Here is a 20,120-nt window from a genome sequence, read left to right as displayed (position 1 = left end):
GCGCCGTATCGTGAGAGGTCTACTTGGTCCCGGGGTGGAGGAAGGTGTTCGCTTTTTCCTATAATTGTCCCCAGGTTGAATTTCGTGTTTCAGGCCCATCGAGTGGGCCAGGTTCGAGGAGACTCCCCGACTCATGGCAGGTCCATCCAACGCGTCCAATATGGTAGTCGGGCTGGATATCGGAACGTCCAAGGTGGTGGCGATCGTGGGTCAGCCCACCGATGACGGCGGCATCGAGATCGCCGGTATCGGCTCGCATCCCTCTCGCGGCATGAAGAAGGGAGTGGTGATAAACATCGAATCCACGGTGCAATCCATCCAGCGTGCCGTGGAAGAGGCGGAGCTGATGGCCGGCTGCGACATCCATTCAGTCTATGTGGGCGTCGCCGGCAGCCACATCAGCTCCATGAACTCCGACGGTGTGGTGGCGATCAAGGAGCGTGAGGTCACCCCCTCGGATATCGATCGAGTGATCGACTCGGCCCGTGCACGAGCCATTTCCGAGGGGCAGCGGGTGCTGCACGTACTGCCACAGGAGTTCGCCATCGATGCCCAGGGGGGCATCCGCGAACCGCTGGGCATGTCCGGTGTGCGCCTCGAGGCCCGCGTCCATCTGGTCACCGCCGCCCTCAACGCCGTGCAGAATATCGAAAAGTGCGTGCGCCGCTGCGGCCTGGAGGTCGATGCCATCATTCTCGAGCAGCTTGCCTCCAGCATGGCGGTGCTCACCGAGGATGAGCGTGAACTCGGTGTGTGCATGGTCGACATCGGCGGTGGCACCACCGATATCGCCGTGTTTACCGAGGGTGCGATTCGCTACACCGCGGTGATTCCCATTGCCGGGGACCAGGTCACCAACGATATCGCCATGGCGCTGCGCACCCCGACCCAGCACGCCGAGGAGATCAAGGTCAAGTACGCCTGTGCCTTGACCCAGCTGGCCGCCAGCGACGAGATGATCAAGGTGCCCAGCGTCGGTGATCGCCCGGCGCGCGACCTCTCCCGTCAGGCCCTGGCCGAGGTGGTCGAGCCACGTTACGAGGAGCTGTTCACCCTGATTCGTGATGAGCTGCGTCGCAGCGGCTACGAGGACCTGGTGGCGGCCGGCGTGGTCCTGACCGGTGGCACCGCACGCATGGAGGGCGTGGTGGAGCTGGCCGAGGAGATCTTCCATATGCCGGTGCGCATCGCCTGCCCCCAGAATGTGCGTGGCCTGGCCGATGTGGTGCGCAATCCGATTTATTCGACCGGAGTCGGTTTGTTACATTACGCTCTACAAGAGACACGGCAAGGGCACGGTCGTGAGGCACAGGGCAGCATGATGTCCGCACAGCCCCGGCGCGAGGAGACCGCTCGACGCGGTGACAGGCAAGGTCCCTCGGCGCTGGCGAGGCTAAAGGGCTGGTTGAAAGGAAATTTCTGACAGGATCGCCGCCGGCGGTTCAGGAGACGGGGCAAATGTTCGAACTGGTAGATAGCGCACCCTCAAGCAGCGCGGTCATCAAGGTGATCGGCGTTGGCGGCGGCGGTGGCAATGCCGTCAATCATATGGTCGAGAGCAGCATCGAGGGCGTCGAGTTCATCTGCGCCAACACCGATGCCCAGGCCCTCAAGCGGGTGGCAGCCAAGACCGTGCTGCAGCTCGGCAACGAGATCACCAAGGGGTTGGGGGCGGGGGCCAACCCGGAGGTCGGGCGTCAGGCGGCGATGGAGGATCGTGAACGCATCGCCGAGCTGCTCGGGGGTGCCGACATGGTGTTCATCACCGCCGGCATGGGCGGTGGTACGGGCACCGGTGGTGCACCGGTGGTTGCTCAGGTCGCCAAGGAACTGGGTATCCTCACCGTGGCGGTGGTGACGCGACCCTTCCCCTTCGAGGGTCCCAAGCGCATGCGCGCCGCCGAGGAGGGGATGCGCGAGCTCTCCGAGCATGTCGACTCCCTGATCACGATCCCCAACGAGAAGCTGCTGTCGGTGCTGGGCAAGAGTGCCAGCCTGCTGACTGCCTTCAGTGCCGCCAACGACGTGCTGCTGGGCGCGGTGCAGGGTATCGCCGAGCTGATCACCAGTCCGGGGATCATCAACGTTGACTTCGCCGACGTGCGCACCGTGATGTCCGAGATGGGCATGGCGATGATGGGTACCGGCGGCGCCACCGGCGAGAACCGAGCCCGTGAGGCCGCTGAGAAGGCCATTCGCAGCCCCCTGCTGGAGGATATCGACCTGCACGGTGCTCGCGGTATCCTGGTCAATATCACGGCGGGCCCCGATCTCTCCATCGGCGAGTTCAACGACGTGGGGGCCACCGTTCAGGAGTTTGCCTCACAGGATGCCACCATCGTGGTCGGCACCTCCATCGACATGGAGATGACCGATGAGCTGCGTGTCACCGTGGTGGCCGCCGGCCTCGATGGTCAGCAGCAGAAGGCGGTAAGCCGCGAGGGTGCCAAGCGTGCCGAAGCGGGGAGCGACTATCGCCGCAGCCAGCCGGGGATTGCTTCCCGTCAGGCCGCCGCGGCTGCGCCGCGGGCAGAGTCCGAGGAGGCCCCCAAGCCGCGAGCCGAGAAGCGCCGCTCCCAGGAGCTGGATGATTATCTCGATATTCCGGCGTTTCTGCGTCGCCAGGCCGATTGAAGAAGTCTATCGGACCCATGGTATCGCGCCGAACGAGCTTTCTTTGTTGAAACGCTCGTTTGGTGCTATAGTGAACGGTGTTTGATAATCCGATAACCGCCTGGCAACTGCCCATGATCAGACAACGCACCCTGAAGAACGTCATCCGCGCCACCGGCGTCGGCCTGCACTCCGGCAAGAAGGTCTACATGACCCTGCGGCCGGCGCCCGTGGATACCGGTATCGTCTTCGTGCGCACCGACCTGGACCCCGAGGTGCAGATTCCGGCACGCGCGGCGCTGGTGACCGATACCACCCTGTGCACCGCCCTGACCCATGACGGGGCCAAGGTCGCCACCGTGGAACACCTGATGTCGGCACTCGCCGGTCTCGGCATCGACAACGCCTATGTGGACCTCAGCGCCGCGGAAGTGCCGATCATGGACGGTAGTGCCGGCCCCTTCGTGTTCCTGATCCAGTCTGCCGGTATCAGCGAACAGAATGCCGCCAAGAAGTTCATCCGCATCAAGCGAGAACTGACGGTGAGTGATGGCGACAAGCAGGCGACCTTCCGTCCTCATAAGGGCTTCAAGGTTGGCTTCTCCATCGACTTCGATCACCCGGTGTTCGAGAGCCAGACCCAGACCGCGATGGTGGACTTCTCCACCACCTCCTTCGTCAAGGAGGTATCTCGGGCGCGGACCTTCGGCTTCATGCGGGACCTGGAGTACCTGCGCTCCAACAACCTCGCGCTGGGCGGCAGCCTGGACAACGCCATCGTCGTCGACGACTACCGGATCGTCAACGAAGGCGGTTTGCGTTACGACGATGAGTTCGTCAAGCACAAGGTGCTCGATGCCATCGGCGACCTCTACCAGCTGGGCTATAGCCTGATCGGCGAATTCCACGGTGTGAAGTCCGGGCACGCCTTGAATAACCAGCTATGTCGCGCCTTGCTGGATCAGCCCGATACCTATGAGATCGTCACCTTCGAGGAAGAGAGCGAAATCGCCCCGATCTCCTTCGCGGCTCCCGCGATGGCCTGACCGCACGGACTGAGTCCGTGAGCGGTAAGCCATAAGCTTTACGCTGTAAGAGAAACGCCCCCTTGGCCTGGCCCTTGGGGGCGTTTCGGTTGAGGCTGTTCGTGGCTTACGGCTTACGGCTTACGGCTTACGGCTTACGGCTTACGGCTTACGGCTTACGGCTTACGGCTTACGGCTCGCGTTCGGCATGGGAGGCCAGTCGCTCGAGGGCGTGTCGCAGCCTCGGGTCTTCGGTGTCGGCAGCGCAGCTGGAGATCTCGTCGGCGGCGCGGGCTGGCAGGTGACGCACCTGGCGCAGTGGTGCCCTGGGCGGACGTACCGGCCTGACCTTCAGGGTGAATCCGCGCACCGCCTCGAAGCCCTGCAGCTGGTGCAGCAGCTCCAGGAGCCGCGGCTGCTCATAGCGAAGTCGCGTCAACCAGGCGGCCCCGTCGGCGATCAAGGTCAGTCGGCCGTCCCGAAAGCCCCCGACATGCAGGTGTTCACCCAGCTCCTCGGGGAGATGGGCACGCAGGTGCGACTGGGCGAGGTCGATCATTCTCGCCATTCGCATCAATGAGCCGAGCTCACCGCGTCCGCCCAGTAGCTGGGACATGGGCTGGGCGCGAAAGCGCTTAACCTTTATACTCATGGGCTTGACTCTCTCGTTCCGCATCAGGCGGGCCAGACGATACATGCAATGGGCCGGTAGCGCCCGTCAGACTAGCACGCCGGGAGCTCCTCGACAGCATGGCCGTGACCCTCAGCCACTCGCCTGCCGTATTCGCCAGGCCCGCTCCAGCGCGGCGTCACGCTCGCTGGTGGTTGGCGGGCCTGCTGGTGGGATGCCTGTTGCCCGCGGGCCTCGCCCAGGGGGATCTGGCCCGTCAGGCCGAGCGACTGGTGCAGGTATGTATTCTCGCGCCCGCCATGATACGTGCCAGCTCGCGGCTCAAGGCGCGTCGACGCAGGCGGGGGTGGTGGCCCCTGGTGCGGCAAGCCGCTCTTTCGCCGGTTGGCTCCCCGGCGGCCACTCCCGTGACAGTGGCCCAGACGACCGCTGACCACGATGTCCTGACCCGCCGCGGCCCTCCTTTCTGTGTGGACATGCTGAATTCTTGATGATGGCCGACCGCCCCGGCGGTTGGCGCCATGCCATACGCAGATGACGGACTCCTAATGATCAATTCCCTGTTACGCAAGGTCGTCGGCTCCAAGAACGACCGCGAAGTCAAGCGCATGAGCCGCCAGGTCGAGCGCGTCAATGTCCTCGAGAGCGAGCTCGGTGGGCTCGATGATGCGGCCTTGAAGGCGCGCACCGAGGCCTTCCGCGAGCGCCTCGCCGAAGGCGAGTCACTGGATGCCCTGCTGCCCGAGGCCTTCGCCACGGTGCGTGAGGCGGGCAAGCGCGTCATGGGCATGCGCCACTTCGATGTCCAGATGATCGGCGGCATGACGCTGCATAGTGGACGCATCGCGGAGATGAAGACCGGTGAGGGGAAGACCCTGGTGGCGACCCTGGCGGTCTATCTCAATGCCCTGCCCGACAAGGGGGTGCATGTCGTTACCGTCAATGATTACCTGGCCCGACGTGACGCCCAGTGGATGCGCCCCCTCTATGAGTACCTCGGACTCAGCGTCGGTGTCATCTACGCCGGCCAGACCCCCGAAGAGAAGCGTGCCGCCTACGCCTGTGACATCACCTACGGCACCAACAACGAGTTCGGCTTCGACTATCTGCGGGACAACATGGCCTTCTCCCTGGAGGAGAAGGTGCAGCGCGGCCTGCACTACGCCATCGTCGACGAGGTGGACTCGATCCTGATCGACGAGGCGCGCACGCCGCTGATCATCTCGGGGGCGGTGGACGAGAACACCGAGCTCTACCGGGTGGTCGATCGACTGGCGGAGCACCTGGTTCAGGGGGAAGTGTCGGAAGACACCGATGCCCCGGTCGACGGGGACTTTATCCTGGACGAGAAGCACAAGCAGGTCGAGATCACCGAGAATGGCCACCACAAGGTCGAGGGCCTGATGCGCGAGCAGGGGCTGCTGGGCGAGGAGGACTCCCTCTATGCCGCCCAGAACCTCAATCTGCTGCAGCATATGCACTCGGCCCTGCGCGCCCGCCACCTCTACCATCGCGATGTCGACTATATCGTCAGCGAGGGTCAGGTGGTGATCGTCGACGAGCACACCGGGCGCACCATGCCCGGCCGGCGCTGGTCCGAGGGCCTGCACCAGGCGGTGGAGGCCAAGGAGGGGGTCACCGTCCAGCGCGAGAGCCAGACCCTCGCCTCCACCACCTTCCAGAACTACTTTCGTCTCTACGAGAAGCTGGCGGGCATGACAGGCACCGCCGATACCGAGGCCTTCGAGTTCCGTCAGATCTACGGCCTCGACGTGGTGGTGATTCCCACCAACAAGCCGCTGGTTCGCCGCGATCTCAACGATCTGGTCTATCTCACCGCCGAGGAGAAGTTCGAGGCGATCATCGAGGACGTCAAGGCCGAGACCGAGGCGGGGAGGCCGGTGCTGGTGGGTACCGCCTCCATCGAGACCTCGGAGTACCTGGCCAACCTGATGAAGCGGGCTGGCCTCGCCTTCAATGTCCTCAACGCCAAGCAGCACCAGAGCGAAGCCGAGATCATCGCCCAGGCCGGACGCCCCGGTGCCATCACCATCGCCACCAATATGGCCGGTCGTGGCACCGATATCGTTCTCGGTGGCAACTGGGAGGCGGAGGCGGCCAAGCTCGAGAACCCCACTGCCGCGCAGGTCGAGCAGCTCAAGACCGAGTGGCAGCAGCGCCATGACGCCGTGCTGGCGGCCGGCGGGTTGCATGTGATCGGCTCCGAGCGCCACGAGTCGCGCCGCATCGATAACCAGCTACGCGGGCGCGCCGGCCGACAGGGCGACCCGGGCTCGACCCGCTTCTTCCTGTCGCTGGAAGACAGCCTGATGCGCCTGTTCGGCTCCGACCGGGTGCAGCGCATGATGAAGGCCCTCGGTCTGGAGCACGGTGAGGCGATCGAGCACAAGATGGTCTCCAATGCGGTGGAGCGCGCCCAGAAGAAGGTCGAGGGTCGCAACTTCGATATCCGCAAGCAGCTGCTCGAGTATGACGACGTGGCCAACGATCAGCGCAGCGTGATCTACGAGCAACGCAACGAAGTGCTCGCCGCCGAGCAAGTCTCCGCCGCGGTAGCGGGTATTCGCGAGGAGGTGATGGACCTCGCGATCAGCGACTATGTGCCGCCCCAGAGTCTGCCCGAGCAGTGGGACCTGGCCGGGCTCCAGGAGTACCTCAAGTCCGAATTCAACCTGGATGTCCCCGTGGTGCAGTGGTCCGAGGAGGATGAGCGCTTCCATGAGGAACAGCTGCGCGAGCGCCTGCAGGCCCTGCACCGTGAGGCCTACGAGGAGAAGGTGGAGCAGGCCGGTAGCGAGCTGATGCGCCGCTTCGAGAAGCAGGTGATGCTGCAGGTGCTGGATACCCGCTGGAAGGAGCACCTGCAGTCCATGGATCACCTGCGCCGGGGGATCCACCTGCGCGGCTATGCGCAGAAGAATCCCAAGCAGGAGTACAAGCGTGAGGCCTTCGAGCTGTTCCAGAACCTTCTGGCCAATATCAAGGCGGACGTGACACGGATCCTGAGCCATGTGCAGGTGCGGCGCCCCGAGGAGGTCGAGGAGCTGGAGCGTCAGCGCCGCGAGGCACTGGAGCGCGAGAAGGCGACCGCGGCGAGCCGTCATGATTCGCCCGACGCCGCCACGGATGAGCAGGAGACGGCGGCGCCGGCATCCGACGGGCGTCCGGTGCGCCGGGAAGGCCCCAAGGTGGGGCGCAACGATCCCTGCCCCTGTGGATCCGGCAAGAAGTACAAGCAGTGCTGCGGCAAGCTGAGCTGATAGCGGCCTCCGACCAACGCAACAGGAGAGAAGACGATGGCAGTGGGTGATGCGAGCTTTCCCGCGATGCCGGCAATTTCCGGCCTTCGGCTGGGAACCGCCATGGCGGGGATCAAGAAGGGCGGTCGTCGGGACCTGGTGGTGATCGAGGCCCCCGAGGGTGCCCGGGTGGCGGGTGCCTTCACCCGTAATGCCTTCTGTGCGGCGCCGGTGACGGTGGCCCGGGAGCACCTGGCTAGCGGTGAGGTGCCTCGCTATCTGCTGGTCAATACCGGTAACGCCAATGCCGGCACCGGTGAGCCGGGTCTGCGTGACGCCCGTGACTGCTGCGCCGAGCTGGCCCGGCTGACCGGGGTGAGTGCCCGGTGCGTGCTGCCCTTCTCTACCGGTGTGATCGGTGAGCCACTCCCCATGGAGAGGCTGCTTGCCGGCCTGCCGGGCGCACTCGACAGCCTCGGCGGCGACGCCGAGTCCTGGTACCGGGCCGGCGAAGGCATCCTGACGACCGACACTCGTCCCAAGGGAGCCAGTGTCACCCTCGATATCGAGGGTGACAGGGTGGTCATCAACGGAATTGCCAAGGGCTCGGGGATGATCCAGCCCAATATGGCGACCATGCTGGCCTTCGTGGCCACCGATGCGAGCCTCGATCAGTCGCTGCTCGACAGCCTGCTGCGCGAGGCCGTGGACCACTCGTTCAACTGCATCACCGTCGATGGCGATACCTCCACCAACGACGCCTGCGTGCTGATCAGCACCCAGCAAGGCCCGGTGATTGAAGGGGAGAGCGCGCTCGCCACCTTCCGCGCCGGCCTGCAACGAGTGATGATCGAGCTGGCTCAGGCGATCGTGCGTGACGGTGAGGGTGCCACCAAGTTCGTCACCCTCCAGGTCGACGGCGCCACCAGCCGGCAGGAGGCCCTCGATGTGGCCTTTACCGTGGCCAATTCGCCCCTGGTCAAGACCGCGCTGCATGCCTCCGATGCCAACTGGGGGCGCATCCTCGCGGCGGTAGGACGCGCCCCGGTCGCCGACTTCGATGTCTCGCGGGTGAGCATCGATCTGGGCGACGTGCGGCTGGTGGAGGGCGGTGGGCGTGCCCCGAGCTATACCGAGGAGGCCGGTAGCGCGGTAATGGCGCGCGAGGAGATCCCGATCCGTATCGCCCTCGATCGCGGCGATGAGAGTGCCACGGTATGGAGCACCGATCTCTCCCACGACTATGTCAGCATCAACGCCGACTACCGCAGCTAGGCTGGAACACGGTCAGTGCCGTGAGATCCGGTCAGACACAGACCCCGCGCCGCCGTGCGCGGATACGTTGGAAGAGCGAATGAACGCAATGGTAAAGAGACGGGTGCATGTGGCGGCGGCGGCCATCATCAGCGCCGATGGCAGCGAGGTGCTCATAGCGCGCCGCCCCAGCAATGTCGATCATGGTGGCCTCTGGGAGTTTCCCGGCGGCAAGCTGGCGCCCTATGAGACGGGCCTGGGCGGGCTCAAGCGCGAGCTTCACGAGGAGCTGGGCATCGAGATCCGGCGAGCTCAACCGTTGATCCGCATCCACCACGAGTATCCCGACAAGCATATCCTGCTGGATGTCTGGCAGGTCCATGACTTCTCCGGTGAGCCCTTCGGTCGCGAGGGCCAGGCGGTGCGCTGGGTACCCATGGAGGAGCTGGTCAATTACCCCTTCCCGGCGGCCAATCTGCCGATCCTGCGCGCGGTCATGCTGCCCACCGAGTACCTTATCACCGGTGAGGAAGAGGATGAGGCGCTGTTCGACGAGCGTCTCGAACGCGCCCTGGTGGAGGATGGAGTACGCCTGGTGCAGCTGCGCGCCAAGCAGCTCGACAGGGCCGCCTATATGGCTCGCGCGGAATCGGCGCTGGCACGCTGCCGGCAGTACGGTGCGCGCCTGATGCTCAACGCCGACCCCGAGCTGCTCGAGGCGGTGGATGCCGACGGTATCCATCTGACCAGTGAGCGCCTGATGCAGCTGGAGCGCCGCCCCATCGCCGAGGGCAAGTGGCTCTCTGCCTCCACCCATGATCGCGAACAGCTCGTTCAGGCGGGCAGGCTCGGTTGTGACTTCGTGACCCTCTCGCCGCTGCGTACCACGCCGTCGCATCCCGATGTGCCGCCGGTGGGCTGGCATGATTTTCAGGAGTTGGTGGAGCGTGCCACCATGCCCGTCTTCGCGCTGGGGGGCATGACGCGTCATGATGCCAACCATGCGCGCGCCGTCGGGGCTCAGGGGGTCGCGTCGATTCGCGACTTCTGGAAGTGATATCGTCCCGAGAGCCCTTGCCGTCATGAACGACTCGCCCCGCCATCTGGCGGGGCGAGTCGTTTGAGGGAGTCGGTAACGCTCAGCGACCCGGGGCGGCGGGGCTGTTCGCCGCCTGGCGTTGCTCCTGCCAGGCGAAGTAGAGGAACAGGACGCCCATCACCAGGTAGCCGAGGGTGTAGTCCCCCGCCGCATTGATGGCGAGCTTCGGCGCGTGCATCAGCCCCATGAAGGAGAAGCCCGCGGCCACGGCGGCGAAGGCGGCGGCGCGGCGGAACTGGTGGTCGATCACCGACACGGTCATGGCGCCAAGGAGGATTGCCGTGAACATGGCGCCCTGGCCCAGGGGAACCACCCCACTGGAGATGCCGGACACGGTTTCCTCGGCGGCGCGGTTGAAGCGAGTCATCACGTAGTTGGCAAAGTAGGGCAGCATGGCCAGCGCCACCGCCGGATAGTAGCGGGTGTCGTTGGACTGGAAGGCGGTGGCGATCATGGACATGCCGACGAAGACCAGGATGGGGGCGACCACCGATACCGGAATGATGGCGGCGAGGGCGGCGATCAGGCCGAACATGGTGGCCAGGGCGTAGACGGCACCGTTGAGGATGCTGTAGCCGCGGCCGGCGCCCATCCACTTGGCGCCCACCGTGGCGATATAGACGGTGGTGGGAAAGACGCCACCGAACAGGGCGCCGAGCATGGTGCCCACGCCATCCACCGCCTGACATTCGCGCACATCATACTTGTCGCCGGCGGCCTCCATGGCCTCGACGTTATTCATGGTCTCGATGGCGTTGTACAGGGTGATGGGCAGCACCACGGTGAGCACCGCCAGCATGCCAGTGAACAGGAGCCCCAGCCCCTCCAGCCAGGCCAGGTTGGGCAGTAGCGGATAGAAGCCGAGATGGGTGAAGGCATCGCTGAAGCGCTCGCCACCCGCATCCCCGATCAGGTAGGCCATGGCGGTCCCCACCACGATGGCGAACAGTGAGGTGGGCAGTCGCAGGGGCATCGCCACCCTGGCCACCAGGCCGACGATGATGATCGCCAGCACCAGCAGGCCGATCACCGGCATCTCCAGGGTCTTGAACAGCATCTCGCCGGCGATGAAGGTCAGCGCCACGCCCGCCACGGCGCCCAGCATGGCGGCTCGGGGTAGATGGTACTGGACCCAGCGGCCGATCAGGCTGATGATCGCCTCGATCGCCCCGCTGATGAAGCAGGCGGCCACCGCCACCTTCCAGGCCAGTTCGGCATCGCCGGTGAGCTGCTTGGCGGGCAGCAGCACGCCGAACAGGAAGACGAACATCACCGGGGTGGAGATGCCGTAGGAGAGCGCGGTGACATCGGCACGGTTCTCCTTGCGTGCCAGGCGTGCCGCGCTCCAGGCGTAGTAGAAGTTGCCGACCATCACCGCCACGGCGGCACCGGGCAGTACCTGGCCGAAGACGATCGACGCCGGAAAGTCCATGCCGAGCATGGTGATGGCGATGATCACGAAGTTGGCGATATTGTTCTGGAACAGGGCGAAGAAGGCGTCGGTGTCCTCCTTCTTGTACCAGGGGTAATGGACCGAGTGATGCACGGAGGGAGCCGCCATGGGGAAGCCTCTGGGTTATCGGATTATTGGAACAGGGCCGAAGAGCAGTCTCGTCTGTATCTGACTGACTGGTCAAGTTCGGTCGTTCCACGGACGCCACGCGGCGCCCCGGGCCCCGGCGGCTATCGAGTCGATGGATATCGAAGGCGCGAAGTCTACCCGAAATGCAGACGCCCGGGCAGGGCCCGGGCGTCTGAACTGGCTGAGGTGGCGTCGATCAGTTGACCGCCGCGATCGCCTTGGCCAGGTAGGGCAGGTTCTCATGGGAGAAGCCGGCCACGTTGGCGCGGCCGGAGCGCACCATGTAGATGCCGAACTCGTCGCGCAGACGGTCGACCTGTTCCGGTGTCAGGCCGGTGTAGCTGAACATGCCGCGCTGTTCGGCCACGCAGGCGTACTTCTCGTCCAGGCCGTAGGGCTTGAGGGCCTCGACGAAATCCCGGCGCAGGGTGTTGATGCGATCACGCATCTCGGTGAGCTCCTCGCGCCAGAGGGCGGCGAGCTCCGCGGAGTGCAGGATCTCGCTGACGATCGCACCGCCGTGGGCCGGCGGGTTGGAGTAGTTCTCGCGGGCCACGATGGCGACCTGTGAGCGCACGTTCTCCATCTGCTCGGCGTTCCTGGCGACCATGATGAGGCAGCCGGTACGCTCGCAGTAGATGCCGAAGTTCTTGGAGCAGGAGCTGGTGATGATCACCTCATCGAGGTTCTCGGCCAGCAAGCGAGCGCCGTAGGCATCCTCGTCCAGGCCCTCGCCGAAGCCCTGGTAGGCGAAGTCGACCAGCGGCAGCAGATTGCGCTCGCGAACGACTTCCAGCACTTGCTGCCACTGGGCCCGGGAGAGGTCGAAGCCGGTGGGGTTATGACAGCAGGCGTGCAGCAGCACCACGTCGCCCTCGGGGATCTGCTTGAGCGCGCCGAGCATGCCGTCGAAGTCCAGCCGGTTCTCGGCATCCACATAGGGGTACTTGTGCAGCGTCAGGCCGGCGGCCGGGAAGATGCCCAGGTGGTTCGGCCAGGTCGGGTCGCTGACCCAGACGTCCTTGCCGGGCAGCTGGTTGGCGATAAAGTCCGCCGCCAGCCGCAGGGCGCCGGTGCCGCCGGGCGACTGGGTCGCGCTGGCACGACCGGCCTCGAGCACCGGCGACCCCTCGCCCAGCACCATGGGCAGCACCGCCTGGCCGTACGCCGGCGCGCCGTGGGAGCCGATGTAGGTCTTGGTGGTCTCGTTCTTGAGCAGCAGGGCCTCGGCTTCCTTGACGGCGCGCATCACCGGGGTCGTGCCCTGGGCATCCTTGTAGACGCCGACGCCGAGATCGACCTTCTGAGGGTTGGTGTCCTTCTTGAAGGCTTCGATCAGACCGAGGATGGCATCCCCGGGAACCCGCTCAATGTGTTCGAACATTTATTTCGCTACCTCGTCGGTTCTGGCGGCAAGAATGAAGTCGTTGCGGTGCAGGCCCTTGATCTTGTGTGACCACCAGGTCACGGTGACCCGGCCCCATTCGGTCAGCAGGGCCGGGTGATGATCCGCCTGTTCGGCGAGCTCACCGACACGCTGGGTGAAGGCCAGCGCCTGCTGGAAATCGGAAAAGGTAAAGACCCGCTCGAGCTTCATGATGCCATCGCGCTCGACGATCTGCCACTCGGGCAGCTCGGCGCCGAGCCTCTCGACCTCCTCCTCCGTGACCCGTGGCGCGTCGCTGCGGCAGGCCTCGCAGGCCTGTTGGGAAAGCTGGCTCATGGTGTCTCCTCCAGATCGATGATGGTTCACTTCGCAAGGTCGTGCACCCGCGCCAGGCCGTCAAGCCGCGTGGTGCGCGGCCCAGTCGCGCACGTCGGCATAGGGGTAGCCCTCGAGGGCGCCGAATCCCGGTAGCTGCCTGGCCTTGATCCGGGTGAAGAGAGGGGTGGCGATGCCACATAGAAAGCGTGCCAGCAGGTCCGGCGTCATGGGGTGATCGTCTCCCTGATCGGCCAGGCGTTGCCGGAGCTCGCCGAGCAGCGCATCTGGCTGGCGGCTCGACAGCGGTTCACGCTCGGGCCCCCGGGGGAGACGCGCGGGTTGGCCGCGGCAGGCCGAACAGTGGCCGCAATGCTCGGGGGCCCGGTCATCGCCGAACCACTCGGCCAGGCGACGGCTCAGGCAGCGCTCGCTCTCGAAGAGTTCGAGCATGGCATGCAGGCGGGCGATCTCGGCGGCTTCCTTGTCGCGAAAGTAGTCATGGAGCTCGTTGCTCAGCGCCTGGGGGTCTATATCGGGACTCAGCACCTCGAAGACCTCGGTGAGCTGGCGGCTCTGCAGCTCGAGCCAGCCCTTGTCGACGAAGTAGTCAAGCGCGGTGATGACCCGGCTGCGGGCGGTATCCAGGCCGCGCTCCCGGCCCAGCGCCTCCAGGCGGGTGAAGTCCAGGTCGTGCCAGGTGCGTGCCTTCTGGGAAGCATCGAGGATCGCCTGTACGAAGGCCTGACGCTCGCCCTGAAAGCGGGCCACCAGGTTCTCGGGCTCGCACAGCAGCTTGAAACGGTAGTCGGCGAAATAGGCGTGTCGTGGGCGAATGATGCCACGCAGTTCAAGTTGTACCAGCAGGGTCTTGAGCGGTAGCGGTCGTATATTGGCGTGCTGGGAGAGGGTGTTGAGCGTCAGCTCCCAGCGAGGCCCCGCACCCCGCAGCTCATCGATGACGCGGCGGATGCCGTGATGCTCCGGGGTGTCCCCGTAGACGAAGGTCTCCAGCACCCCCAGGGTGTCGTGGCCGGCCAGCATCAGGCAGATGGAGGACCTGCCGTCGCGTCCGGCGCGGCCGATCTCCTGACTGTAGTTCTCGATCGACTTGGGCAGATCGAAGTGCACGACCGCACGGATATCGGCCTTGTCGATGCCCATGCCGAAGGCGATGGTGGCGACGATGCAGTCATTGTGGCCGGCCATGAAGTCGCGCTGGATCGCCTCGCGTTTCTCGGCATCCAACCCGGCGTGGTAGGCGGTGGCGTTGATGCCGGCCTTGCCCAGGTAGGTGGCCAGGCGCTCGGCGGTCTGTTGCAGGGTGACGTAGATGATGGTGGGGAAGGGCGAGCCGTCGCCACGTTGTTGCTGCATACGTTGTTGCTGCAGCCAGCTCGCCAGCGCCCGAGGGCGCGAATCCGCGGGGACCGGGGCCACCGTCAGGTCCAGGTTCTCGCGATAGAAGCCGGTTGCGGTGACGTCGCCTGCCGCGATGGCGAAGCGTTCGCACATGTCATCGATGACCCTGGGGGTGGCGGTGGCAGTGAGCAGCAGTGCCTGGGGAATCGCGAACTCCCGCTGGTAGTCGGGCAGCTTGAGGTAGTCGGGACGAAAGTTGTGGCCCCATTCGGAGATGCAGTGCGCCTCGTCGACCACCATCAACGATATCGGCACGCGGCGAATGAAGGCGCGGAAGCGTTCGTTCTTGAGGCGCTCCACCGAGATCATCAGGATGCGTATCTCGCCACGCTCGACCGCTGCCATCACCGCCGCGGCCTCATCGCGGCTCTGCCCGGAGTCGATGCTGGCAGCGGCAATGCCGTGGCGGTTCAGGAAGGCGAGCTGGTCCTGCATCAGCGCCAGCAGCGGCGAGATCACCAGGGTCAGGTGGGGCAGGTGCAGGGCGGGAAGCTGATAGCAGAGCGACTTTCCCGAGCCGGTGGGGAAGATGGCCGCCGCCGAGCGGCCGGCCATCACCGCCTCGATCACCGGCCGCTGGCCGGGGCGAAAGTCGGTATAGCCGAAGAGGCGCCGCAGGGTGTCGTCGATCATGGTGTGTACAGCTTTACATGGATGAACGTCCAGTCTAGCCGCTGCGGGAGGAGAATGCGCCCCCGATTCAGGTCTCGGCCATGGCCTGATTGCGCCCCTTGCCCTTGGCCACGTAGAGCTGTCGGTCGGCGCGCTCGAGCAGTTGGCGGCGGTCTGCACCGACGCGATGCTCGGCGACTCCGATGCTGACCGTGACAGGGTGCGCCAGGTCGAAGTCATGCTTTGCGATGATGCGACACAGGCGCTCCGCCAGGGCCAGAGCCTGGTGGCGAGGCGTCAGGGGCAGCAGCAGGGCGAACTCCTCGCCCCCCAGGCGAGCCACCAGGTCCTCCTCCCGGAGGCTGTCGTGGCAGAGGCGTGCCACCCGGCGGAGCACCTCATCACCCTGCAGATGGCCGTAGGTATCGTTGACGCTCTTGAAGTGGTCGATATCCAGGATCATCAGCGACAGCGGCGTGGCATGACGATTGCTGAGGGAGACGGCCTCATCGAGGCGTGTCATCAGCCGACGGCGATTGGCCAGTCCCGTCAGGTCGTCGGTATCGGAGAGGCGTTGCAGCCGTGCCTCCTCGGCGACCTGCTCGGAGATATCCATCATCATGCCGTGCCACAGCACGCCATCCTCGGATGGCGTCGGCCGGGCATGCAGGGCGATCCAGCGGAGTCCCCGCTGCTTGAGGCGCAGTCGAAACCGGGTGTTGAGCGGCGTCTGCCAGCGCATGGAGCTCTCCAGTGCCGTCATCAGCCGTGGGTAGTCGTCATCCGACAGGCGCTCCAGCGCGGGGCGGGCATCCAGGGTGAGGCGTTCGGGGGCGATGCCGATCAGGCGGATGCCTGCCCCCGCCAGATAGGGAAAGTGCAGCTTTCCGGCGTGACTGCGGTGTAGCTGAAAGATAACGCCGGGCAGTTGCTCGATCAGTGCCGTGTCGAACACCCTTCCGTCTGGCATGACTGCCGTTGACGTCATGCGGGGTCCTTTTCGTTTTCAGTGCCCTGCTGCGTACAGGTGCTAATATCGTTATAAGTGCCTACCGTCGAGACGCGGTCAGATCAAGCGACCATTCTAGCGCAATCAAGTGCGAGTATTCCCCAGATGGTGCCAGGGAATGTAGGAGATTGGCTAACGAGGCGGTTATCTAGAACGGTCTTGTCGCTGGCCGAATCACCTCGGGGCGTCGTAGCGTGTCGCGCGGTCCCGAGAGAAGGCGATCTGCCAGAGCTGCAGGTGGCGTGCCCGGAAGGCGCCGGCGCACACCGCGAGATAGTAGCGGAACATCCGTCGGGTACGCTCGTTATAGCGGTCGGCTATCTCGTGCCAGTGGTCGTCGACATTGGCCAGCCAGGCCATCAGGGTGCGGTCGTAGTCGGGGCCGAAGTTCTGCCAGTCCTCCATCAGCAGGTGTGGTTCGCTGGTACGGGCGATGTGCATCGCCGAGGGCAGCACGCCATTGGGAAAGATATATCTGTTGACCCAGGGGTCAGCACTGATCTCGGAGTGGTTGGAGCCGATGGTGTGCAGCAGGAAGAGACCCTCCGCCTCCAGCAGCCGTTCCACGGTGGCGAAGTAGGTGGGATAGTTGCGATGACCCACATGCTCGAACATGCCGATGGAGACGATGCGATCGAAACGTCCCGCCAGGTCACGATAGTCCATCAGCTCGATGCTCACCGGCAGCCCGGAGCAGCGCTCCTCGGCCAGTGCCGCCTGTTCCCGGGAGATGGTGATGCCGGTGACCTCGACGCCGTGGTGGCGTGCGGCATGCTCGGCGAAGCTGCCCCAGCCACAGCCGATATCGAGTACCCGCATGCCGGGAGACAGCTCGAGCTTTCGACAGGCAAGCTCGAGCTTGGCGCGCTGCGCCTCGTGCAGGGAGTCTGCCGTCTTCCAGTAGCCACAGGAGTAGCACATGGTGGGGTCGAGCATGCGTTCGAACAGGTCGTTGCCCAGATCGTAGTGGGCCTCGCCGACGATATAGGCGCGCGCCTTGCTCTGCAGATTGAGGAACCCCGACTGGAGGCGGTACATGAGTCGCTCCGACGGGGTGTGGGCACGATCACCGAGGCCGTGGCGAAGCAGTCGATAGGCCATCTCGTCGATGCGTTCGCACTCCCACCACCCATCCATATAGGCCTCACCGAGACCCAGGGTGCCCTGGTGCAGTACCCGGGAGAAGAAGTCCGGGTGATAGATCCGCAGGTCCTGAGGCGCGTCACCGTTGAGGCTGACGCCCGAGCCGTCGAGTAGCTGTTCGATGACTCGGCGGGCACGGGTATCGGGGAGGGCGGTGGGTCTGATTCGAGGGTCACTGGTCATGGCTGGCTCCGCATCCCATGGTCTCGCGTATAGAGCATAGTCGAGCCTGTCAGCGAGGTAAAAATCCGGCACAATACACGGCTTTGCCACTGCCTTGTGGCGTGGCGGCGACACCTCAAGCGATGGGCATGATATGACGACGACGCAACCCCGCATTCAGTGGCTGGGCCGCTGGGGCTTCGTGCTGGCGGCCACCGGTTCGGCGGTGGGCCTGGGCAATATCTGGAAATTCCCCTACATGACCGGCGAGTATGGTGGAGGTGCCTTCGTGCTGGTCTACCTGGCCTGCATCCTGGCGGTCGGAGTGCCCGTGATGATGGCCGAGATTGCCCTGGGACGCCGAGGGCGCGGCAGCCCGATCGATGCTGTGCGCCGGATGGCAGCCGAGTCGGGGCGGTCGGGGAGCTGGTCGCTGCTGGGCTGGATGGCGATGCTCTGCGGCTTCCTGATCCTCTGCTTCTATGTGGTCGTGGCCGGCTGGTCATTCGCCTATCTCTGGAAGATGCTCAGCGGTGGCCTGGCCGGTGGCAGCGTCGAGGACATGGTGGCCATCTTCGAGGCCAACAACGCCAGCCCCTGGAGTCTCGGCCTGTGGAGCACCCTGGTGACGGTGCTCACCATGGTCATCGTCGGCAAGGGGGTCCAGGGTGGCATCGAGAAGAGCGTCGGCTGGATGATGCCCGGCATGGTGGTGATGCTGCTGGTGCTGATCGTCTACGGCGTCTTCTCCGGCGGCTTTACCGACGCCCTGCGCTTCCTGTTTGTCTTCGACGCCGGCTCGCTCTCGAGCGAAGGGCTGCTGGCGGCGCTGGGCCATGCCTTCTTTACCCTGTCCCTGGCCTCCGGTGCCATTCTTACCTACGGCAGCTACCTGCCGGCGGAGGCTTCCATTGCACGCACCACGCTGACGGTGGCGGTGGCCGACACCCTGGTGGCGCTGATGGCGGGGCTGGCGATCTTTCCGGCGATCTTCGCCAATGGCATGGATCCCGGCGAGGGGCCCGGGCTGATCTTCATGAGCCTGCCCCTGGCCTTTCAGTCCATGCCGCTGGGCACCCTGTTCGGGGTGCTGTTCTTCGTTACGCTCTCCATGGCGGCCTTGACCTCGTCGATCTCCATGGTGGAGGCCACCGTTTCCTGGCTCTGCGACCGTCATGGGCTTTCGCGGCGAGCCGCGGCCTGGGGGGCGGGCAGCGTGCTCTGGGTCATCAGCACGCTGGCGATGCTGTCCTTCAATATTGGCGCGGACTGGACGCTGGCGGGCCGCCATCTCTTCGACTGGCTCGACTATCTGACGTCGCGCTGGCTGATGCCGCTGGGCGGCCTGGGCATGGCACTGCTGGCGGGCTTCGTTCTGCGTGCCGCGCCCATGCGTGATGAGTTGGGGTTGTCCTCTTCCTGGTATGCGCTGTGGCTGTTCATGGTGCGCTACGTCAGTCCGCTGGGCATTCTGGTGATCTTCGTCGATGCCCTGGGCATCGCCCGCGTGGAGTTCGCGGTTCACTGGCCCTGGCTGCTGGCTATGTTGCTGGTACTCGCCCTGGTCGGGGAGCTGGTCAGCCCTCGGCTCAGACGCTCGCTCCGCGACTGATGCTGGGCTCCCGGTCGCCTGCCCGCTCGCCCTCGGACCCGGGGGCGGGCTCTTCTCTTCGCGGTTATATGCTTGTGTCGAACGATAAGTAGAAAATGCCTGCCCCATAAATTACTTTGTGGAATAAAGTTCTGGTAGTTTATGGGTGTAAAGGAATATGAAGCAAGAGCCGCCGCTATCCTCCGACCGGGCTCCCGGGCACGCCGGTCGTGTCAGTCTGGTGGGTGCCGGCCCCGGCGACCCGGAGTTGTTGACGATCAAGGCGCTTCGGCGCCTCGAGGCGGCCGAGGTGATCCTCCATGACCGCCTGGTGAGTGCCGAGGTGCTGGCCATGGCCAACCCCTTGGCACGGCGGTTGTATGTGGGCAAGGCACGCTCCGACCATAGTCTTCCCCAGGCCGGAATCAATCAGGCGCTGGTGGACTGGGCACACCAGGGCAAGCGAGTGGTGCGACTCAAGGGCGGCGACCCTTTCATCTTCGGGCGCGGCGGCGAGGAGCTCGAGAGTCTGGCGGCGGCCGGCATAGATTTCGAGGTGATACCCGGCATCACCGCGGCCTCGGGTTGTGCGGCCTATGCGGGTATTCCGCTGACCCACCGCGACCACGCCCAGTCGGTACGCTTCATCACCGGGCACCTGAAGAACGGCAGTGCCGAGCTGGACTGGCCGGCACTGGCGAGCCCCGGGCAGACCCTGGTGTTCTATATGGGGCTGCATAGCCTGCCCGAGATCTGTCATCAGCTGGTCGCCCACGGCCTGCCCGAGGAGACGCCGGTGGCCTTGATCGAGCAGGGCTCCACCGCCCGCCAGCGCGTGCACCGGGGGAGTCTTGCGGGGCTGCCCGAAGCCCTTGCCGCTGGTGGCCTGCAGCCACCAACCCTGATCATCGTCGGCGGCGTGGTGGCGCTGCATGATCGCCTTAGCTGGTTCGTGCCCTCGATGGCCGTTACCCCCGGCTGGGAGACCGCTCGGCGGCGCCCCTGATCGAGAGCC

At 65.1% G+C, this 20,120-nt stretch carries 16 protein-coding genes; 9 read left to right on the top strand and 7 right to left on the bottom strand.

Annotated features, from left to right (window positions below; genetic code table 11):
• Positions 1 to 133 precede the first annotated feature (133 nt).
• From ftsA to lpxC, 3 genes are all read left to right on the top strand, one after another.
• Positions 134 to 1,423 (top strand): cell division protein FtsA, encoded by a 1,290-nt coding sequence (gene ftsA, locus IOC61_RS14200; protein WP_195689399.1) that lies wholly within the window; start codon positions 134 to 136, stop codon positions 1,421 to 1,423.
• 35 nt (positions 1,424 to 1,458) lie between these two features.
• Positions 1,459 to 2,634: a cell division protein FtsZ gene (ftsZ, locus tag IOC61_RS14195; protein ID WP_195689398.1), complete on the top strand. Its 1,176-nt coding sequence runs from the start codon at positions 1,459 to 1,461 to the stop codon at positions 2,632 to 2,634.
• A gap of 113 nt (positions 2,635 to 2,747) precedes the next feature.
• A complete protein-coding gene (lpxC, locus tag IOC61_RS14190) occupies positions 2,748 to 3,659 on the top strand; it encodes a UDP-3-O-acyl-N-acetylglucosamine deacetylase (RefSeq protein ID WP_195689397.1) in 912 nt (303 codons plus the stop codon).
• Between the two features lie 169 nt (positions 3,660 to 3,828).
• Here lpxC and IOC61_RS14185 read toward each other — a convergent pair whose 3' ends face one another.
• Positions 3,829 to 4,290 carry a DUF721 domain-containing protein gene (locus IOC61_RS14185; protein WP_195689396.1) on the bottom strand — a complete coding sequence of 154 codons (462 nt, stop codon included), beginning with the start codon at positions 4,288 to 4,290 and terminating at the stop codon, positions 3,829 to 3,831.
• 98 nt (positions 4,291 to 4,388) lie between these two features.
• Here IOC61_RS14185 and IOC61_RS14180 point away from each other — a divergent pair, with 98 nt between their 5' ends.
• The 4 genes from IOC61_RS14180 (at position 4,389) to IOC61_RS14165 (ending at position 9,840) form a co-directional block, all read left to right on the top strand.
• The gene (locus tag IOC61_RS14180; RefSeq protein WP_195689395.1) at positions 4,389 to 4,760 is read left to right on the top strand and encodes a hypothetical protein; all 372 of its coding nucleotides are present in this window, start codon (positions 4,389 to 4,391) and stop codon (positions 4,758 to 4,760) included.
• Between the two features lie 57 nt (positions 4,761 to 4,817).
• Entirely contained in the window at positions 4,818 to 7,550 is a 2,733-nt protein-coding gene (gene secA, locus IOC61_RS14175) for a preprotein translocase subunit SecA (protein WP_195689394.1), read from the top strand.
• A gap of 36 nt (positions 7,551 to 7,586) precedes the next feature.
• On the top strand, positions 7,587 to 8,804 hold the full coding sequence (gene argJ / locus IOC61_RS14170) for a bifunctional glutamate N-acetyltransferase/amino-acid acetyltransferase ArgJ (RefSeq protein WP_195689393.1): 1,218 nt from the start codon (positions 7,587 to 7,589) through the stop codon (positions 8,802 to 8,804).
• Positions 8,805 to 8,892: 88 nt separating this feature from the next.
• Positions 8,893 to 9,840, top strand: a complete 948-nt coding sequence (locus IOC61_RS14165; RefSeq protein ID WP_195689705.1) for a Nudix family hydrolase — start codon at positions 8,893 to 8,895, stop codon at positions 9,838 to 9,840.
• Between the two features lie 82 nt (positions 9,841 to 9,922).
• Here IOC61_RS14165 and IOC61_RS14160 read toward each other — a convergent pair whose 3' ends face one another.
• The 6 genes from IOC61_RS14160 to cfa form a co-directional block, all read right to left on the bottom strand.
• Positions 9,923 to 11,443, bottom strand: coding sequence for an NCS2 family permease (locus IOC61_RS14160; protein ID WP_195689392.1), 1,521 nt, complete (start codon positions 11,441 to 11,443; stop codon positions 9,923 to 9,925).
• Between the two features lie 217 nt (positions 11,444 to 11,660).
• Positions 11,661 to 12,848, bottom strand: coding sequence for an aromatic amino acid transaminase (locus IOC61_RS14155; protein ID WP_195689391.1), 1,188 nt, complete (start codon positions 12,846 to 12,848; stop codon positions 11,661 to 11,663).
• A complete protein-coding gene (locus IOC61_RS14150) occupies positions 12,849 to 13,187 on the bottom strand; it encodes a 4a-hydroxytetrahydrobiopterin dehydratase (protein ID WP_195689390.1) in 339 nt (112 codons plus the stop codon).
• Positions 13,188 to 13,247: 60 nt separating this feature from the next.
• Positions 13,248 to 15,221 carry a RecQ family ATP-dependent DNA helicase gene (locus IOC61_RS14145; RefSeq protein WP_229333156.1) on the bottom strand — a complete coding sequence of 658 codons (1,974 nt, stop codon included), beginning with the start codon at positions 15,219 to 15,221 and terminating at the stop codon, positions 13,248 to 13,250.
• 67 nt (positions 15,222 to 15,288) lie between these two features.
• Positions 15,289 to 16,188: a sensor domain-containing diguanylate cyclase gene (locus IOC61_RS14140; RefSeq protein ID WP_229333155.1), complete on the bottom strand. Its 900-nt coding sequence runs from the start codon at positions 16,186 to 16,188 to the stop codon at positions 15,289 to 15,291.
• A 195-nt stretch (positions 16,189 to 16,383) separates the two neighbouring features.
• Positions 16,384 to 17,535, bottom strand: a complete 1,152-nt coding sequence (gene cfa, locus IOC61_RS14135; RefSeq protein WP_195689389.1) for a cyclopropane fatty acyl phospholipid synthase — start codon at positions 17,533 to 17,535, stop codon at positions 16,384 to 16,386.
• Positions 17,536 to 17,668: 133 nt separating this feature from the next.
• Here cfa and IOC61_RS14130 point away from each other — a divergent pair, with 133 nt between their 5' ends.
• Both IOC61_RS14130 and cobA read left to right on the top strand, forming a co-directional pair.
• Positions 17,669 to 19,126 carry a sodium-dependent transporter gene (locus tag IOC61_RS14130; RefSeq protein ID WP_195689388.1) on the top strand — a complete coding sequence of 486 codons (1,458 nt, stop codon included), beginning with the start codon at positions 17,669 to 17,671 and terminating at the stop codon, positions 19,124 to 19,126.
• 157 nt (positions 19,127 to 19,283) lie between these two features.
• On the top strand, positions 19,284 to 20,111 hold the full coding sequence (cobA, locus tag IOC61_RS14125; protein ID WP_195689387.1) for a uroporphyrinogen-III C-methyltransferase: 828 nt from the start codon (positions 19,284 to 19,286) through the stop codon (positions 20,109 to 20,111).
• The last annotated feature ends 9 nt before the right edge of the window (positions 20,112 to 20,120 follow it).

Origin of the sequence: Halomonas sp. KAO, from assembly GCF_015595025.1 — a bacterium.
Classification (GTDB): Bacteria; Pseudomonadota; Gammaproteobacteria; order Pseudomonadales; family Halomonadaceae; genus Halomonas.
The sequence above is the reverse complement of the archived record's forward strand: the minus strand, read 5'-3'. Positions and strand labels throughout refer to the sequence as shown.

Bases quoted from the DNA above. Each gene is read 5' to 3' on its own strand.
- IOC61_RS14180 (WP_195689395.1), top strand. From the start codon at position 4,389: ATGGCCGTGACCCTCAGCCACTCGCCTGCCGTATTCGCCAGGCCCGCT.
- lpxC (WP_195689397.1), top strand. From the start codon at position 2,748: ATGATCAGACAACGCACCCTGAAGAACGTCATCCGCGCCACCGGCGTC.
- secA (WP_195689394.1), top strand. From the start codon at position 4,818: ATGATCAATTCCCTGTTACGCAAGGTCGTCGGCTCCAAGAACGACCGC.
- argJ (WP_195689393.1), top strand. From the start codon at position 7,587: ATGGCAGTGGGTGATGCGAGCTTTCCCGCGATGCCGGCAATTTCCGGC.
- IOC61_RS14150 (WP_195689390.1), bottom strand. From the start codon at position 13,187: ATGAGCCAGCTTTCCCAACAGGCCTGCGAGGCCTGCCGCAGCGACGCG.
- IOC61_RS14145 (WP_229333156.1), bottom strand. From the start codon at position 15,221: ATGATCGACGACACCCTGCGGCGCCTCTTCGGCTATACCGACTTTCGC.
- ftsA (WP_195689399.1), top strand. From the start codon at position 134: ATGGCAGGTCCATCCAACGCGTCCAATATGGTAGTCGGGCTGGATATC.
- IOC61_RS14165 (WP_195689705.1), top strand. From the start codon at position 8,893: ATGGTAAAGAGACGGGTGCATGTGGCGGCGGCGGCCATCATCAGCGCC.
- IOC61_RS14155 (WP_195689391.1), bottom strand. From the start codon at position 12,848: ATGTTCGAACACATTGAGCGGGTTCCCGGGGATGCCATCCTCGGTCTG.
- IOC61_RS14130 (WP_195689388.1), top strand. From the start codon at position 17,669: ATGACGACGACGCAACCCCGCATTCAGTGGCTGGGCCGCTGGGGCTTC.
- cfa (WP_195689389.1), bottom strand. From the start codon at position 17,535: ATGACCAGTGACCCTCGAATCAGACCCACCGCCCTCCCCGATACCCGT.
- IOC61_RS14160 (WP_195689392.1), bottom strand. From the start codon at position 11,443: ATGGCGGCTCCCTCCGTGCATCACTCGGTCCATTACCCCTGGTACAAG.
- ftsZ (WP_195689398.1), top strand. From the start codon at position 1,459: ATGTTCGAACTGGTAGATAGCGCACCCTCAAGCAGCGCGGTCATCAAG.
- cobA (WP_195689387.1), top strand. From the start codon at position 19,284: ATGAAGCAAGAGCCGCCGCTATCCTCCGACCGGGCTCCCGGGCACGCC.
- IOC61_RS14140 (WP_229333155.1), bottom strand. From the start codon at position 16,188: ATGACGTCAACGGCAGTCATGCCAGACGGAAGGGTGTTCGACACGGCA.
- IOC61_RS14185 (WP_195689396.1), bottom strand. From the start codon at position 4,290: ATGAGTATAAAGGTTAAGCGCTTTCGCGCCCAGCCCATGTCCCAGCTA.